Here is a 16,829-nt window from a genome sequence, read left to right on the forward strand (position 1 = left end):
GGGAACAGACGGTTATCAGCCGGTTGCTGATAAGCGTGAAAGAATCGGTGGAGCGGTAGTTCAGTTGGTTAGAATACCTGCCTGTCACGCAGGGGGTCGCGGGTTCGAGCCCCGTCCGTTCCGCCACCCTATTAGGGGCGTAGTTCAATTGGTAGAGCACCGGTCTCCAAAACCGGGTGTTGGGGGTTCGAGTCCCTCCGCCCCTGCCAGAAAACAATCCTTTGCTTCGGCAAAGGATTTTTTTTGCCTTCAGAAAGGTAAAAAGAAAAACCAGCTAACTCTAACTGGTCTCATCTCTTCCCTGCTTGCTTCTCTGCCTGCCAATCTTTAGCTGTTTTGCCTGACCAGAATCGGAAATTTAAGCAACTGCCGGATATGCGCCTGCTGATCGCTGTTCTGCAACCAGACAGCATAGAGCGGACGAACGGCGACGGGCGTATCCGGAATCACCATCAACTCACTGTAAACACCCTGCCAGAAATCAGGCAGGAACGCGCACGCTCCGGTGGTATGCAGCAGTTCACGGGTGACATGCGCCGACGTGGTGGTCAGTACTGGCACATCATCCGCCCCGGAAAGGTAACTCTGGTGCTGATGAAAATCTGCTCCCCATTCCAGTTTAATATAATCATATTTTTCGCGTTTCTCGCTCTGTCGGGCGCAGAACAGCGCCAGCGAGATATGACCAATCTGCTGACTCGTTAACTCATCCATCTTAGGCGCTTCAGTGGTAATCAACAGATCCAGCTGACGTTCATGGAGCTGCTTAACCAGCAGGTGTCGTTGTGCCACGCGCGCTTCTAAATGCAGGCTTTCACGATTCTCATACAGCGTCTGTAGCCACGGCGTCAGATAGGCCTCCCATAGTGATGCACTGGCACCGATCGAAAGCTCATGGTGCTGCTGAGTGTGAGAAACCTCCTTCTTTGCCATCATCCAGGTGCTCATCAGGCTTTCAGCATAGGGAAGCAGGCGCTCTCCGGCCGCCGTCAGACGTATGTTATTGCGATGCCGTGTAAAAAGGTTAACGCCAAGCTGATTCTCTAACTGGCGGATGCGAAAACTGACAGCAGATTGCGTAAGGTAAAGTGCTTCTGCAGCACGCCCGAAATGGCGTGTTCTGCTCACTTCCAGGAAAGTTTTCAGTAATTCCGTATCCACAGCGTTCTCCCAAAAAGTGTTTGTCGTATAGATTTAAATGTTTTGTTTTACACTCTGTCAAGCCTATCTAATACTCCGCGCCATTAACAGCACGGCATTAGAAAATCAGGAGCGTGTAACATGGCGGAAAGCTTCTCTACAGAGAATCGTTTCTTTGATAACAAACATTACCCGCGTGGTTTCTCACGCCACGGTGACTTTACTATTAAAGAAGCTCAGCTTCTTGAACGCCACGGTTTCGCCTTTAATGAGCTGGATTTATCAAAGCGTGAGCCTGCAACCGAAGAAGAACGTCTGTTTATTGAAGTGTGTCGTGGCGTGCGTGAGCCGCAAACAGAAGCTGAACGTGTATGGTCTAAATATATGACCCGCATCAAGCGTCCTAAGCGTTTTCATACGCTGTCCGGTGGCAAACCACAGATGGACACCGTTGAAGACTTTTCCGACAGCGACGATTAACAGAGAAGGGGCGAAAGCCCCTTTTTTTATTGCAGGCTGTTATGCAGATGAATCATTAAACGATCAATCGTGCGATAACTGACAGCCTCCTGCAGATGATGCCGGCTGATCTCTGCATCTCCCGCCAGATCGGCCACGGTACGCGCGACCTTCAAAATCCGCTGCCAGGCACGTACAGATAAACCCAGTTTGTCCAGTACTGACTCCAGCCACTCCGCATCCTCCTTAGCCGGCTGACACCAGCGCATAATCTCCGCATTGTTTAAATGCGCATTAATTTTGCCTGCACGGGTCAGCTGAATATCCCGCGCCGCGACCACCCGATGACGAACCCGTTCAGACGTTTCTGCTACAGGGCGTTGACCACTAAGCATTCCACCCGGCAATAGCGGCACCTCCAGCGAAAGATCAAAACGATCGAGAAAAGGGCCGGACAGCTTGCTGAGATAACGCAGCACCTGCTGAGGTGAGGTGCGGTTATGCTGCCCCTGATAATGTCCGGTTGGACTTGGGTTCATCGCAGCAATCAGCTGAAATCGTGCCGGATAGGCGACTTTTGCGCGGGCACGTGAAATAGCGATGACGCCCGACTCTAATGGCTCGCGCAGAGAGTCCAGCACCTTGCGATCAAATTCCGGCAACTCATCCAGAAACAGCACACCGTTATGTGCCAGTGAGATCTCGCCGGGGCGTGGCAGCGATCCGCCACCAATCAAAGCATAGAGAGATGCGCTATGGTGAGGTGACCTGAAAGGCCGGCTGCGCCATTGTCGGTGCAGAGTACTGCTATTGTTTACCAGGCTGGCGATTGCTGCGCATTCCAGTGCTTCCTGATCGGTTAAAGAAGGCATGATGCCGGGCAGCCGGGTGGCAAGCATGGTTTTACCCGTGCCTGGCGGGCCAATCAGCAACAGGTTATGCCCGCCAGCCGCCGTGATCTCCAGGGCTCTGCGCCCCTGTTCCTGACCAATGATATCTGCGAGATCGTCAGCAGGCGGATTGCCCTGATGATCAGGGGACTGAGCTATCGGTAATGTGAGTTCGTTGCGCAGAAAAGTGCATACGTCGCTGAGGTGAGAGGCGACCAGCGATGATCCCTGACGGATAAGTCCGGCATCCGCCTCATTCTCAGCAGAGAGAACCAGCTGCCGTCCAGCCTGAATTGCTACCATGGCCGCCGGAATCGCGCCCTGTACACCGCACAGCGCGCCGTCGAGTGCCAGCTCACCCAGAAACTCATAGTGCGTCAGCTTGTCGGCAGGAAGCTGCTCAGAGGCGACCAGAATGGCGATTGCCATAGGTAAGTCATACCGTCCGCCCTCTTTGGGTAAGTCCGCTGGAGCCAGATTGATGGTGACCCGCTTTGCCGGAAAGGTGAAACCGCTGTTGATAATGGCGCTGCGTACCCGCTCACGCGCTTCTTTGACCGTGGTTTCAGGCAGGCCTACCAGGGTTAAGGCAGGCAGGCCGTTACTGATGTGTGCCTCAATGGTCACCAGCGGGGCTTCCACGCCCAGTGCTGCCCGGGTCAGAACTTTTGACAGTGACATACTCGCTCCTTGTTGCCGTCAGTCTGGTGACTGCATCAAAGAAAAGCGAGGACAGCATCAGCACAGTTCGGGCCATTACACACCCCATCGAAAGTTGTTTCATGGCGTTTTGGAACGCTGCGCGGCAGTACGCAAATTCATCAAAATATTATTACGTCACTAAAGTGATGAATAAATATCATTATGTAATTTTTTCTTTTATTACAGGTTGATAGGTCTTGATTCAGGGCAGCAAGCTAAAATAAATCTGTAAAAAAAGTTGTGTCATGTCCCCTGACTATGATAACTCTGTAGGCATTACTTCGAACACGAAAAAGAATTGAACAACACATGAAAGCCCTTCTACAAGTGATTAGCCTGGTCGTGATTAGCGTGGTGGTGGTTATTAACCTACCGTGCGGGGCAGCGCTTGGAGAAAGAAAGGCTTAAAAATCAAGCCTCGAATTCGAAAAACCCCCGCACCGAAAGGTCCGGGGGTTTTTTTTCGACCCGAGGAAATATCAGTAAATCCACAAGGAACAAACAATGAACAGTAGCATAAAATTCTGTTGTTCCGGTCAGGACACAGGAGAATAGCGATGACAGGTGCACAGTGGGTAGTTCAGGCTTTACGCGCGCAGGGTGTTGATACCGTATTTGGTTACCCTGGTGGCGCCATCATGCCGGTATACGACGCGCTCTATGATGGCGGCGTGGAACACCTACTGTGTCGTCACGAGCAGGGCGCTGTGATGGCGGCTATCGGATATGCACGCTCGACCGGTAAAACCGGCGTCTGTATCGCCACTTCCGGGCCTGGTGCGACAAACCTGATCACCGGTCTGGCGGATGCCATGATGGATTCGGTGCCGGTCGTGGCGGTAACGGGTCAGGTCACCTCGGCCTTCATCGGCACCGATGCCTTCCAGGAGATCGACGTACTGGGACTGTCACTGGCCTGCACCAAGCACAGCTTCCTGGTGGAATCGCTGGATGAGCTGCCGGCCATCATGGCGGAAGCTTTTGCGCTAGCGCAGTCAGGCCGTCCTGGCCCGGTATTGGTTGATATCCCGAAAGACATTCAGATTGCACAGGGTGAACCCGCGCCGCATCTGGTTCCGGTTGAAGAAGGAAATGCGCTGCCGCATCAGGCGATTGACCAGGCACGTGCACTGATGGCGCAGGCCAGAAAGCCCATGCTCTACGTTGGCGGCGGTGTTGGTCTGGCGCAGGCGGTTCCGGCACTGCGCGCGCTGGCAGAAGAGACCGGTATCCCGGCGGTCGCTACCCTGAAGGGACTGGGCAGTGTGGACCCACACAGTGACGTCTATCTCGGCATGCTGGGGATGCACGGCACCAAAGCCGCTAACCTGGCCGTACAGGCGTGTGACCTGCTGATCGCGGTTGGTGCCCGTTTCGATGACCGCGTGACCGGCAAGCTGGATACCTTCGCACCGCACGCCAGCGTCATTCATCTCGACATCGATCCTGCTGAGTTAAACAAATTACGTCGCGCTCATGTCTCTCTGCAGGGGGATCTTAACGAACTGCTGCCCGCCCTGAGTCAGCCTTTGCACATTAACGCCTGGCGCGATGAGGTGCAGGCACTGAAAGCCAGCCATACATGGCGCTACGACCATCCGGGCGACGCGATCTATGCGCCGCTGCTGCTGAAGCAGCTTTCCGATCGCAAACCGGCCAATGCCGTCGTCACCACTGATGTTGGTCAGCACCAGATGTGGACAGCGCAACATATGGATTTCAGCGCGCCGGAGAACTTCATCACCTCCAGCGGCTTAGGCACTATGGGCTTTGGCTTACCGGCTGCTATCGGTGCGCAGGTTGCACGTCCGGACGATACGGTGATCTGTGTCTCCGGCGATGGCTCTATCATGATGAACATCCAGGAGCTGGGTACCATCAAGCGCGGCAGGCTGCCGGTCAAAATCGTACTGATGGATAACCAGCGTCTGGGCATGGTGCGCCAGTGGCAGCAGCTGTTTTTCGATGGTCGCTACAGTGAAACCAACCTGTCCGACAATCCCGACTTCCTCACGCTGGCCAGCGCGTTCAACATTCCCGGTCAGCGCATTACCCGTAAAGATCAGGTCGACGACGCCCTTGATGCTCTGCTGAACAGCGAAGGTCCTTACTTCCTGCATGTTGCAATTGATGAGCATGAAAACGTCTGGCCTCTGGTACCGCCGGGTGCCAGCAATGCAAACATGATGGAGAAAACCGTATGAACCAGCATCAATTGTCTATCGAAGCCCGTTTCCGCCCTGAAATATTAGAGCGCATTTTACGCGTCGTGCGTCACCGCGGTTTTCAGGTCTGTTCTATGAACATGGCCTCAGTCGCCAACGCAGAAAACATTAATATTGAAATGACCGTTGCCAGCCAGCGCTCCGTCGATTTACTGTCTTCGCAGTTAAGTAAATTGATCGACGTTGCATGCGTTCAGATTCAACAACAGACAACACAACAAATCCGCGCGTAGCCGCGAGAGGGAATAACAATGAGCACCAAGAAAGCAGACTTTATTTGGTTCAATGGCGAGATGGTTAAGTGGGAAGAGGCGAAGGTCAGCGTCATGTCCCACGCGTTGCACTACGGTACGTCGGTATTTGAAGGCGTCCGCTGCTACGACTCTCACAAAGGACCGGTTGTGTTCCGTCATCGCGAACACATGCAACGTCTGCACGACTCCGCCAAAATCTACCGCTTCCCGATTAAAAGCAGCGTTGATGAGCTGATGGAAGCGTGCCGCGAAGTCATCCGCGTGAACAAACTGAAAAGTGCTTATATCCGTCCGCTGGCCTTTGTCGGCGATGTGGGCCTGGGCGTGAATCCGCCAGACGGCTTCACGACTGATGTGATCATTGCCGCCTTCCCGTGGGGCGCGTATCTGGGCGCTGAAGCGCTGGAAAATGGCATCGATGCCATGGTTTCTTCATGGAACCGCGTGGCGCCAAACACTCTGCCAACTGCTGCTAAAGCCGGTGGTAACTACCTCTCCTCACTGCTGGTGGGCAGCGAAGCCCGTCGTCACGGCTATCAGGAAGGGATTGCGCTGGATACCAATGGCCTGATCTCCGAAGGTGCAGGCGAAAACCTGTTTGAAGTTAAGGATGGCGTACTCTATACCCCGCCATTTACTTCTTCGGCACTGCCGGGCATCACCCGCGATGCCATCATCACGCTGGCGCGTGATATGGGCATTGAAGTGCGTGAGCAGACTCTGTCGCGTGAATCTCTCTATCTGGCTGACGAAGTCTTTATGTCTGGTACCGCGGCAGAAATCACACCGGTGCGCAGCGTTGACCGCATTCAGGTGGGCGCAGGCAAATGTGGTCCGGTCACCAAACGTGTCCAGCAGGCCTTCTTCGGTCTCTTCACCGGCGAAACTGAAGACAAATGGGGCTGGTTAGATCCGGTTAACCCATAATCAGATACAGCGCGGGCGTCATCTGACGTCCGCGAGCTAATTCTTACTGGAGTAAATAGAGCATGCCTAAGTACCGTTCCGCCACTACCACCCACGGCCGCAATATGGCGGGTGCCCGTGCCTTATGGCGCGCGACAGGAATGACCGACGACGATTTCGGCAAGCCGATTATCGCTGTGGTTAACTCATTCACCCAATTTGTCCCTGGCCACGTTCACCTCCGCGATCTGGGTAAACTCGTCGCTGAGCAGATTGAAGCGTCGGGTGGTGTGGCTAAAGAGTTCAACACCATCGCGGTGGATGACGGTATTGCCATGGGTCATGGCGGCATGCTGTATTCACTGCCTTCGCGCGAGCTGATTGCTGACTCGGTCGAGTACATGGTCAACGCACACTGCGCCGACGCCATGGTCTGTATCTCCAACTGCGACAAAATCACTCCGGGAATGCTGATGGCGTCACTGCGCCTCAATATCCCGGTGATCTTCGTTTCTGGCGGCCCGATGGAAGCGGGTAAAACCAAGCTTTCTGACCAGATCATCAAGCTGGACCTGGTGGATGCGATGATTCAGGGTGCCAACCCGAACGTCAGCGATGCCGACAGCGAACAGATCGAACGTTCTGCCTGTCCGACCTGCGGCTCCTGTTCCGGTATGTTCACCGCTAACTCGATGAACTGCCTGACCGAAGCACTCGGCCTGTCGCAGCCTGGTAATGGTTCACTGCTGGCCACGCACGCCGATCGCAAAGAGCTGTTCATCAATGCCGGTAAGCGCATTGTCAGTCTGACCAAACGCTACTACGAGCAGGATGACGTCAACATGCTGCCGCGTAACATTGCGAACAAGGCTGCTTTCGAGAACGCCATGATGCTGGATATCGCCATGGGTGGCTCCACCAACACCGTGCTGCACCTGCTGGCGGCAGCACAGGAAGGCGACATCGACTTTAATATCTCCGACATCGATCGCCTGTCACGTAAAGTGCCTCAGCTTTGTAAAGTCGCGCCAAGTACCCCGAAATACCACATGGAAGATGTGCATCGCGCAGGTGGCGTTTTCGCGATTCTGGGCGAGCTGGATCGTGCAGGTCTGTTCGACAGCAGCGCGCGCAACATCCTGCAGCAGACGATGCGTGAAACGCTGGATCAGTACGACATCATGCTGACCAACGATCAGGCGGTAAAAGATATGTTCCGCGCGGGCCCGGCGGGCATCCGTACTACCCAGGCATTCTCGCAGAACTGCCGCTGGGACACGCTGGATGATGACCGTGCCGAAGGCTGTATCCGCACCCGCGAAAACGCTTACTCACAGGATGGCGGTCTGGCCGTGCTGTACGGCAACATTGCCGAAGATGGCTGTATTGTTAAAACGGCAGGCGTAGACAAAGAGATACTGACCTTCACCGGTCCGGCCAAAGTCTATGAAAGCCAGGATGACGCGGTAGAGGCGATTCTGGGCGGAAAAGTAGTCGCAGGCGACGTGGTCGTCATCCGCTACGAAGGACCAAAAGGCGGGCCGGGCATGCAGGAAATGCTCTATCCGACTACTTATCTGAAATCGATGGGTCTGGGCAAAAGCTGTGCCCTGATCACCGATGGTCGTTTCTCCGGCGGTACGTCGGGTCTCTCTATCGGCCACGCTTCGCCTGAAGCGGCCAACGGCGGCACCATTGCGCTGGTCAAAGATGGCGACACCATTGAAATCGATATCCCTAATCGCGGCATCAAACTCGCTGTGCCGGATAACGAACTGCACGCCCGCCGTGAAGAGCAGCAGGCACGTGGCGATGCGGCGTATACGCCGGTCAATCGTGAGCGTGAAGTCTCCTTTGCGCTGCGTGCTTACGCATTACTCGCGACCAGTGCTGATAAAGGCGCCGTCCGCGATAAGAGCAAGCTGGGAGGCTAACCATGGCCGAGTCTCAACCGCTACCCGACGCGCCGTGCGGCGCGGAGTATCTGCGCGCAGTGCTGCGTTCACCGGTGTATGAAGTCGCTCAGGTGACGCCGCTGCAGGTTATGGAAAAAATCTCATCGCGTCTCGGCAACACCATTCTGGTGAAGCGGGAAGATCGCCAGCCGGTGCACAGTTTCAAGTTGCGCGGTGCCTACGCGATGATTGCCGGTCTGAACGAAGAGCAGAAAGCGCGCGGCGTGGTGACGGCATCAGCCGGTAACCACGCGCAGGGCGTAGCGCTCTCCGCGACAAAGCTGGGCATTAAGTCACTGATTGTGATGCCGCTGGCGACCGCAGACATCAAGGTTGATGCGGTGCGCGCATTTGGCGGTGAGGCTTTTCTTTTTGGGGCCAATTTTGACGAGGCGAAAGCCAAAGCAATAGAGCTCGCTGAACAGCGCGGTTACACCTTCGTGCCGCCGTTTGACCATCCGGCTGTGATTGCCGGACAGGGCACGCTGGCGATGGAGCTGTTGCAGCAGGATGCGCACCTCGACCGGGTCTTTGTCCCGGTCGGTGGCGGCGGTCTGGCCGCGGGCGTTGCCGTGCTGATCAAGCAGCTGATGCCGCAAATCAAAGTGATTGCGGTGGAGTCAGAAGATTCAGCCTGCCTGAAAGCGGCACTGGACGCCGGTCATCCGGTCGATCTGCCACGCGTCGGGCTATTTGCCGAAGGCGTCGCGGTTAAGCGGATTGGCAGCGAAACCTTCCGGCTCTGTCAGGCCTACATCGATGACATCATCACCGTCGACAGCGATGCCATTTGCGCTGCGATGAAAGATCTGTTCGAAGATGTTCGCGCCGTGGCGGAGCCGTCTGGCGCGCTGGCGCTGGCGGGCATGAAGAAGTATATCCAGCAGCACGAGATCAAAGGCGAGCGGCTGGCGCATGTCTTGTCCGGGGCCAACGTCAACTTCCACGGTCTGCGTTATGTCTCCGAGCGTTGCGAGCTGGGCGAACAGCGTGAAGCGCTGCTGGCCGTCACCATCCCGGAACAGCAGGGCAGCTTCCTGCGTTTCTGCCAGACGCTGGGCGGACGTTCGATCACCGAGTTCAACTACCGCTACGCGGACGCGGACAAAGCCTGCATCTTTGTTGGTGTACGTCTGACGCGTGGCGTGGAAGAGCGCAGCGAGATCATCAGCGAGCTCAACCGCGGCGGTTACCAGGTGGTCGATCTCTCAGATGATGAGATGGCGAAACTGCACGTGCGTTACATGGTGGGCGGACGTCCCTCCAAGCCGCTGCGTGAACGGCTCTTCAGCTTTGAATTCCCGGAGGCGCCTGGCGCGTTGCTGAAGTTCCTGCAAACGCTGGGCACCCACTGGAATATCTCACTGTTTCATTACCGCAGTCACGGCACCGACTACGGTCGTGTACTGGCAGCTTTTGAACTGGGCAGCGATGAGCCACGTTTCGAGGAGCATCTCACCGATCTGGGTTACGACTTTCATGATGAAAGCCAGAACCCGGCGTTCCGCTTCTTCCTGTCAGGCCACTGATTACAGCTGGCTCCAGAAAGCACTGATTAGCGGCTCTCCGAGCCGCTTTTTCTGCACGCAGATGCCGAGTTCGAACGGCGCAACAGAGTCAATATTCTCCAGCAACAGCACGCGGTTCCGCACCGGGTCCGGACTGTTCTCCAGCACTACATCCGGCAACAGCGCAATACCACAACCCAGCGCCACCATCGAGACAATCGCCTCATGCCCCGATACCGTGGCGTAAATCACCGGATTCGGGATGCGCTGGCGGCGAAACCAGAGGTCGATACGCCGCCGTGCGGGTCCCTGCACCGGCAGGATAAACGGAATTTTTGACCAGTCGGGCTGCGGCTGGGTGGCCTGGGTGCGAACGGCACAGGGCAGTGCAGGCGCGATCAGTACCAGCGGAATGAGTCCCAGTGGCATAAAATCAATGCTGGCGGGCAGGGTTTCAGGACGGCCGGCAATCGCCAGATCGGCATCCCCGGAGTGCACTTTTTCCACCGCATCCGCAGCATCGCCGGTGTCCAGTTTGATTTCGACCTGCGGATGTTCCGCGCGAAAGCGGTCAAGAATTGGCGGCAGATGGCTGTAGGCCGCCGTCACCGAACAGAACAGGCGCAGTTCGCCGCTGAGTGAGGGACCGTTAAGATCCATCACATGGCGAAGTTGCTGATACTGCAACAGTGTCTGTTGGGCAAACTGACGCAGGCGTTCACCTGCCTCCGTCAGCGTCACGGTGCGGTTATCACGCAGAAACAGCGCATGGCCGACATCGTCTTCAAGCCGCTGGATCTGGCGTGACAGCGTGGAAGGGCTGACGTGCATCGCACGCGCCGTGCGCCCGAAGTGGCAGCTTTCTGCCAGATGAAGAAACAGTTTCAGATCCCGTAAATCCATGTGCGCGTCGCCTCTGGGTGGTGTTGCATTTATTGCAATGTGACGTTGTTAATATATCAATTTAAGCAACAGAATTCCTGTCATATGATGGGGTCATTCGCGGCGTTGCATGACACGCCGTTCCTGAACAAAAAAGCAAACACAACCTTACCGGAGTACCCATGGCTAACTATTTCAACACATTGAACCTGCGCAACCAGCTGGCGCAATTAGGCAAATGTCGTTTCATGGCGCGTGATGAATTCGCAGATGGTGCCAGTTTCCTGAAAGGCAAGAAAGTCGTTATCGTTGGCTGTGGCGCGCAGGGCCTGAACCAGGGTCTGAACATGCGTGATTCCGGTCTGGATGTTGCTTATGCACTGCGTGCCGAAGCGATTGCGGAGAAACGGCCTTCATGGCGCAAAGCGACCGATAACGGTTTCAAAGTGGGTACTTACGAAGATCTGATCCCGCAGGCGGACCTGGTCGTTAACCTGACGCCAGACAAGCAGCACTCTGCTGTCGTTCAGGCTGTTCAGCCGCTGATGAAAGATGGCGCTGCGCTGGGCTACTCGCACGGTTTCAACATCGTTGAAGTGGGCGAGAGCATCCGTAAAGACATCACCGTAGTCATGGTGGCACCGAAGTGCCCGGGAACTGAAGTCCGTGAAGAGTACAAACGCGGCTTTGGTGTCCCGACGCTGATCGCGGTTCACCCGGAAAACGATCCAAAAGGCGAAGGCATGGCGATTGCTAAAGCCTGGGCAGCAGCGACCGGCGGCGATCGTGCTGGTGTGCTGGAATCCTCCTTCGTTGCAGAAGTGAAATCTGACCTGATGGGTGAGCAGACCATCCTGTGCGGCATGTTGCAGGCGGGTTCACTGCTCTGTTTCGACAAGCTGGTGGCTGAGGGGACTGACCCGGCTTACGCAGAAAAACTGATTCAGTTCGGCTGGGAAACCATCACCGAGTCACTGAAGTTTGGTGGCATCACCCTGATGATGGATCGTCTCTCTAACCCGGCGAAACTGCGCGCTTATGCGCTGTCAGAGCAGCTGAAAACCATCATGGCGCCGCTGTTCCAGAAGCACATGGATGACATCATCTCCGGCGAATTCTCTTCCGGCATGATGGCTGACTGGGCTAACGATGATAAAAACCTGCTGACCTGGCGTGAAGAGACCGGCCAGACCGCATTCGAAACGGCTTCACAGTATGAAGGCAAAATCGAAGAGCAGGAGTACTACGACAAAGGTGTTGTGATGGTTGCGATGGTTAAAGCGGGCGTTGAGCTGGCGTTTGAAACCATGGTCGATGCCGGCATCATTGAAGAGTCTGCTTACTACGAATCACTGCATGAGCTGCCGCTGATTGCGAACACCATCGCACGTAAGCGTCTGTATGAAATGAACGTAGTTATCTCTGATACCGCCGAATATGGTAACTACCTGTTCTCCTTCGCGGCGGTGCCGCTGCTGAAAGAGTTCATGACCACACTGCAGCCAGGCGATCTGGGTAAAGCGGTTGAGGGCACGCAGGTCGACAACGCGCAGCTGCGTGACGTCAATGAAGCGGTTCGCCAGCACCCGATTGAGACCGTTGGCCGCAAGCTGCGTGGCTACATGACAGACATGAAGCGTATCGCTGTCGCGGGCTAATAGTTTTCTTCACAGTTTTCAGCAAAATAAACCCCGGCTCGCCGGGGTTTATTGTTTGTGAACACTGCCTGAGCAGTTCACTGATGGGACCGTGCCTGCACAGGGAACACGGTCAGATCGGAAAGACGCAAACCCGCCATCCCTGGCATGCTCTGCCCGCGCGATTACGCACCTCATCCCTGAGGTGCGCCCGTAAACGGGCCAACGCGTTGCGTTGTTCAAAAACGCTCCCGGCGTTTTTGTCCCTGGCGCGGGACGCTTTCCTCTTCTGACCGTGTTCTCTGTGTCCTTAAGCTTCTATATTGCTGCCAGAATAACCCTACCTTATTAGCACGATGCAGGATCTTCAAACAGACAGCCAATCAACTTAAAGCGATGGGAGCATACGTCTGTAGCAAAGCATAGCGGGCCAGGGATGGCCCGCGCTGAGCCCGCCAGGGATGGCGTCTTTTGCGTCTTTGCGGAGGGCGTATGCTCCCTGAGCATGCCGGCTAATATCAAGGCAATTGTTTTGCCCTTCAGTCAGCACTTCTACGCCTTTAGGGCCGATGTATATATTCCTGAACCGCCCTTTATTTACTAAACCCAACTCATAAAAAAACCCGGCGGCTGCCGGGTTTCACTGACCTTCATCCAACAGGATTAAACGTCATACAATGTCTGGTGACGCGTCTCTTTACAGGCCAGCAACGCTATCAGCGTCAGCACCGCCATCGATGCCAGATACAGCCCCACCGCCTGCAGACCATAATTGGCATTCAGCCAGGTCGCGATGTAAGGCGCAACAGAGGCACCCAGAATCGAGGAGAGGTTGTAAGAGAAAGAGGCACCGGTATAACGCACTTCCGTCGGGAACAGCTCCGGCAGCAGCGCGCCCATCGGGCCAAATGTCAGCCCCATAATGCTCAGACCCAGCAGCAGAAACGCCATCACCAGCGCCTGTGAACCGGAACCGAGCATTGCCGGGAACAGGAACGAAAACGCGATAATCATCAGCGTAATGGTAATCATCGTTTTGCGACGACCAAAACGGTCGGCCAGCAGACCGGCAATCGGCACCATCACCCCAAAACCAATCACCGCCAGCATCAGCATCCACAGCATACTGTTACGCGGAATACCCAGACCCGCTGGTGCTGGCGTGGTGCCATAGCTCATCGAATAGACGGTCATGATATAGAACAGCGTATAGGTCGCCAGCATGATAAAGGTGCCGAGAATGGTGGCGGTCAGATGCTTGCCCAGCAGCGCCGCAATCGGCACGCGAACCTGCTTCTTCTCTTTCTGCACTTTGGCAAACACCGGACTCTCATGCAGCGACACGCGCACATACAGGCCAATCAGTACCAGTACGGCAGAGAGAATAAACGGCACGCGCCATCCCCACTGCATAAACTGTTCATCGGTCAGCAGCCAGGAGAGCAGCAGGAAAGTCCCGTTCGCGAAGAAAAAGCCAATCGGTGCACCCAGCTGAGGGAAGGAGCCGTAAAGCGCACGCTTCTTCGCTGGAGCATTTTCCGTTGCCAGCAGCGCCGCGCCACCCCATTCTCCGCCCAGCCCCAGTCCCTGACCAAAACGCGCCAGCGCCAGCAGCAGCGGCGCCATGACGCCAATCGTCTCATAGCTGGGCAGCAGACCAATCACCACCGTGGAGATCCCCATGGTCAGCAGCGAGGCAACCAGCGTGGCTTTACGCCCGACGCGATCGCCAAAGTGACCAAACACCGCAGAGCCAATCGGACGCGCGATAAAGGCGATAGCAAAAGTGGCCAGCGACTGTAGCGTCGCGACCGTGGCATCACCCTGCGGGAAGAAAATGTGCGGGAAAACGATGACCGCAGCAGTGGCATAAATATAGAAGTCGAAGAACTCGATGGCCGTTCCGACCAGCGAGGCAATCACCACTTTACTGCGTGAGTTAACCGGTGTGGGATCCTGCTGTTTGTCGAGTGTGTCTGTGAAGGAGGCTTGCATAACTGTTTCTTATTTGTAAATACAGACAAAGAATCTTACGCATCTGCCAGAGCGCATTCAATGATGAAAACCCGCGCCGCGTCTGGCTTCAGAGGGCAAAAAGAGGATAATTTCTGTGGTATGACGAATGCCGGGCGATACCGGGGTAAACCGGGCGATATCTGGCGGGATACTCTAAGAAAGGGCTAAATAAAAGTGACCCCTCAGCTATTCATCCTGTTATCTGGTGAAAAAATAGCCGAAGGGTGACATTTTCCGCTGTTGTTAACGGATTACGAGGCTTTGCGGCGGGATGCGCTGCCCGCTTCCGGCATCTTAGGGTCGTCTTTATATTTTGCCGTGGCGATCCACGCTGCACAGAACAGCGTCAGACGGGCGAAGAAATAGAAGAACGCCATCAGACCGAGTACAGAACCAAAGGCTGCACCGGAAGGTGAGGTTGCCAGCTTCGGCAGCGTCAGCGTCATCACGAACTTAATCACCTCAAAGCCGATTGCCGCCAGCAGGGTGCCGCGAAACAGTGCTTTCTTGCGCGGCTTATGACGCGGCAGGATCCAGAAAATCCACAGGAACAACAGGTAGTTCGCCAGAACGGAAATCGACGTGGCGATAATGGTCAGGGCAGGCCGTAACCACTCAATGCCATCCAGCCCCAGCGCACTCACAATGGTCGCCTGGGCAGAACCGGCCACCGAGGTCAGCGACAGCGTAATCACCAGCGCCAGCATCAGACCCGTCAGCGACAGGAAGTCGCGGATATAACGTTTCCAGATCTTCTCTTTGTCATCCGGTTTGCGTTCCCACACGTCGCGCGACTGGGCGCGAATCGCTTCACGCAGATTACCCATCCAGTTAAGACCGGAGTAGAGCGCCAGCAGTAAACCGGTGATACCCACGGTGGCACGCTGCTGGATGGCGGTATTCACCGTATTCTTCAGCGTGGTTGCCAGCGTCGGGTCACTGATGCTGCTGACGATTTTGTTGATGATATCGGTCAGCAGATCCTGATTCGATGCCAGCACAAAACCCACGGCGGCAAACGACACCATCAGAATGGGGATCAGCGATAAAAACGAGAAATAAGTTATAGCCGCGCCAAACTGGCTGCCGAGCCGGTCATTAAAGCGGTCGAGAGCGCGAATAAAATGCGCCACCGCCGGAATAGACTGGAACCAGGTGGCGAAGCGCGACACGCGAACAATCGACTCATCCACGGTGTGATTGCCGGTTTTAATATCGATAAGCGGCTTTTCTGGCTGCATATCCTGCGGATTTTCCTGCTTGTCTGTCATAGACCTTCACTGTCCTGTTTATTATTAAAATCAAAGTATAGCCGCTCAGGTGACGTACTCCTGTAACACCTGACTCAGCCACTCCATAAATACCCTTACGCGGCGTGCCACATTGCGCCGGTGCGGATAAAGCAAATGAATCGGCATCGGCCTGGCGGGAAAGCGATGCAGCACTTCCACCAGCTCGCCCCTTTCCAGTAACGTCTGAATCCCGGTGGCGGGCACCTGAATAATCCCCAGCCCTGCCAGACAGGCGGCGCGGTAGGTTTCCGTGCTGTTCACCGTCACCACGCCACCGGTATGAACGTAATGGCACTGCCTGCCATCAAAATATTCAAAACCGGGTGAGGCCTGGCCGAGCTGCTGGCTGTAATGCACCATCGCATGCTGCGACAGCTCTTCCAGCCGGATTGGCATGCCGAACCGCGAAAGGTAGCCAGGGCTGGCACAGTTGATCAAGGTATGGGTACCAATTTTTCGCGCAATCAGACCTGAATCCTTCAGCTCACCGACCCGGATGACGCAGTCAAATCCTTCCCGGATCACATCCACCTGTCGGTCGCTGCTGCTCAGCTCAATTTCCACGCCCGGGTAGTGCTGCAGAAATTCCGGCAGCCTTGGCAGGATAAAGCCGGTGGCCATCGCCACTGACATGTCGACCCGGAGTTTACCGCTGAGCGAAGCGGGCTCATGCTGAAACAGGCTGTCCATATCGTCAATCATCGACAACAGATCCAGGCAGCGGTCGTAATAGACCAGGCCATCCTGGGTTAGTTGCACCCGGCGCGTGGTGCGATGCAGCAAACGTGTTGCCATTTGATTCTCCAGCGCCTGAATCTGTCGCGATACGCTGCCTTTGGGTATGCCTAAACTCTCTGCCGCGCGGGTAAAACTGCCCATTTCGGCCACTCGCACAAACACCTGCATTGCGTGAATTTTGTCCATGTTGTTCACCGATTGTTGTTTTTATTGAAACAGTGATGC

The 16,829-nt window shown here is 55.5% G+C and carries 14 protein-coding genes and 2 tRNA genes; 10 read left to right on the top strand and 6 right to left on the bottom strand.

Translation table 11 applies throughout. The annotated features are described in order from the left end of the window. Window positions 1-49 precede the first annotated feature (49 nt). Both QSK07_RS17835 and QSK07_RS17840 read left to right on the top strand, forming a co-directional pair. Window positions 50-126, top strand: a tRNA-Asp gene (locus QSK07_RS17835). 7 nt (window positions 127-133) lie between these two features. Continuing rightward, a tRNA-Trp gene (locus tag QSK07_RS17840) sits at window positions 134-209 on the top strand. A gap of 118 nt (window positions 210-327) precedes the next feature. Here the strand turns inward: QSK07_RS17840 and hdfR are convergent. Further along, complete coding sequence (hdfR, locus tag QSK07_RS17845) at window positions 328-1,161, bottom strand: HTH-type transcriptional regulator HdfR (RefSeq protein ID WP_061061087.1); 834 nt, start codon at window positions 1,159-1,161, stop codon at window positions 328-330. Between the two features lie 120 nt (window positions 1,162-1,281). Here hdfR and QSK07_RS17850 point away from each other — a divergent pair, with 120 nt between their 5' ends. Further along, on the top strand, window positions 1,282-1,620 hold the full coding sequence (locus tag QSK07_RS17850) for a MaoP family protein (RefSeq protein WP_098052058.1): 339 nt from the start codon (window positions 1,282-1,284) through the stop codon (window positions 1,618-1,620). Between the two features lie 26 nt (window positions 1,621-1,646). On the opposite strand, the gene QSK07_RS17855 is transcribed toward QSK07_RS17850, so the two are convergent. Then, a complete protein-coding gene (locus QSK07_RS17855; protein WP_285722025.1) occupies window positions 1,647-3,170 on the bottom strand; it encodes a YifB family Mg chelatase-like AAA ATPase in 1,524 nt (507 codons plus the stop codon). A gap of 330 nt (window positions 3,171-3,500) precedes the next feature. Between QSK07_RS17855 and ilvL the strand changes: the two genes are divergently transcribed. The 6 genes from ilvL (at window position 3,501) to ilvA (ending at window position 10,060) form a co-directional block, all read left to right on the top strand. Then, on the top strand, window positions 3,501-3,599 hold the full coding sequence (gene ilvL, locus QSK07_RS17860) for an ilv operon leader peptide (RefSeq protein WP_098052060.1): 99 nt from the start codon (window positions 3,501-3,503) through the stop codon (window positions 3,597-3,599). 149 nt (window positions 3,600-3,748) lie between these two features. Continuing rightward, a complete protein-coding gene (ilvG, locus tag QSK07_RS17865; protein WP_285722028.1) occupies window positions 3,749-5,395 on the top strand; it encodes an acetolactate synthase 2 catalytic subunit in 1,647 nt (548 codons plus the stop codon). Continuing rightward, a complete protein-coding gene (gene ilvM / locus QSK07_RS17870) occupies window positions 5,392-5,649 on the top strand; it encodes an acetolactate synthase 2 small subunit (protein WP_008926359.1) in 258 nt (85 codons plus the stop codon). The genes ilvG and ilvM overlap by 4 nt, the downstream gene beginning before the upstream one ends. An 18-nt stretch (window positions 5,650-5,667) precedes the next feature. Further along, entirely contained in the window at window positions 5,668-6,597 is a 930-nt protein-coding gene (locus QSK07_RS17875; protein ID WP_098052062.1) for a branched-chain amino acid transaminase, read from the top strand. Window positions 6,598-6,659: 62 nt separating this feature from the next. Then, complete coding sequence (ilvD, locus tag QSK07_RS17880; protein ID WP_098052063.1) at window positions 6,660-8,510, top strand: dihydroxy-acid dehydratase; 1,851 nt, start codon at window positions 6,660-6,662, stop codon at window positions 8,508-8,510. Window positions 8,511-8,512: 2 nt separating this feature from the next. After that, complete coding sequence (gene ilvA / locus QSK07_RS17885) at window positions 8,513-10,060, top strand: threonine ammonia-lyase, biosynthetic (protein ID WP_098052064.1); 1,548 nt, start codon at window positions 8,513-8,515, stop codon at window positions 10,058-10,060. Here the strand turns inward: ilvA and ilvY are convergent, their stop codons facing one another. Continuing rightward, window positions 10,061-10,942, bottom strand: a complete 882-nt coding sequence (gene ilvY, locus QSK07_RS17890; protein WP_033734419.1) for an HTH-type transcriptional activator IlvY — start codon at window positions 10,940-10,942, stop codon at window positions 10,061-10,063. Between the two features lie 161 nt (window positions 10,943-11,103). On the opposite strand from ilvY, the gene ilvC reads away from it, so the two are divergent. Beyond that, window positions 11,104-12,579, top strand: coding sequence for a ketol-acid reductoisomerase (gene ilvC / locus QSK07_RS17895; protein WP_033784686.1), 1,476 nt, complete (start codon window positions 11,104-11,106; stop codon window positions 12,577-12,579). A 642-nt stretch (window positions 12,580-13,221) separates the two neighbouring features. On the opposite strand, the gene QSK07_RS17900 is transcribed toward ilvC, so the two are convergent. From QSK07_RS17900 to QSK07_RS17910, 3 genes are all read right to left on the bottom strand, one after another. Then, window positions 13,222-14,553: an MFS transporter gene (locus QSK07_RS17900; RefSeq protein WP_285722040.1), complete on the bottom strand. Its 1,332-nt coding sequence runs from the start codon at window positions 14,551-14,553 to the stop codon at window positions 13,222-13,224. 272 nt (window positions 14,554-14,825) lie between these two features. After that, on the bottom strand, window positions 14,826-15,845 hold the full coding sequence (gene yhjD, locus QSK07_RS17905; protein ID WP_098052067.1) for an inner membrane protein YhjD: 1,020 nt from the start codon (window positions 15,843-15,845) through the stop codon (window positions 14,826-14,828). 45 nt (window positions 15,846-15,890) lie between these two features. After that, the gene (locus QSK07_RS17910) at window positions 15,891-16,790 is read right to left on the bottom strand and encodes a LysR family transcriptional regulator (protein ID WP_098052068.1); all 900 of its coding nucleotides are present in this window, start codon (window positions 16,788-16,790) and stop codon (window positions 15,891-15,893) included. Window positions 16,791-16,829: the final 39 nt, after the last annotated feature.

The sequence above is a fragment of the Pantoea sp. QMID4 genome, from assembly GCF_030270445.1.
GTDB lineage: Bacteria > Pseudomonadota > Gammaproteobacteria > Enterobacterales > Enterobacteriaceae > Pantoea > Pantoea vagans.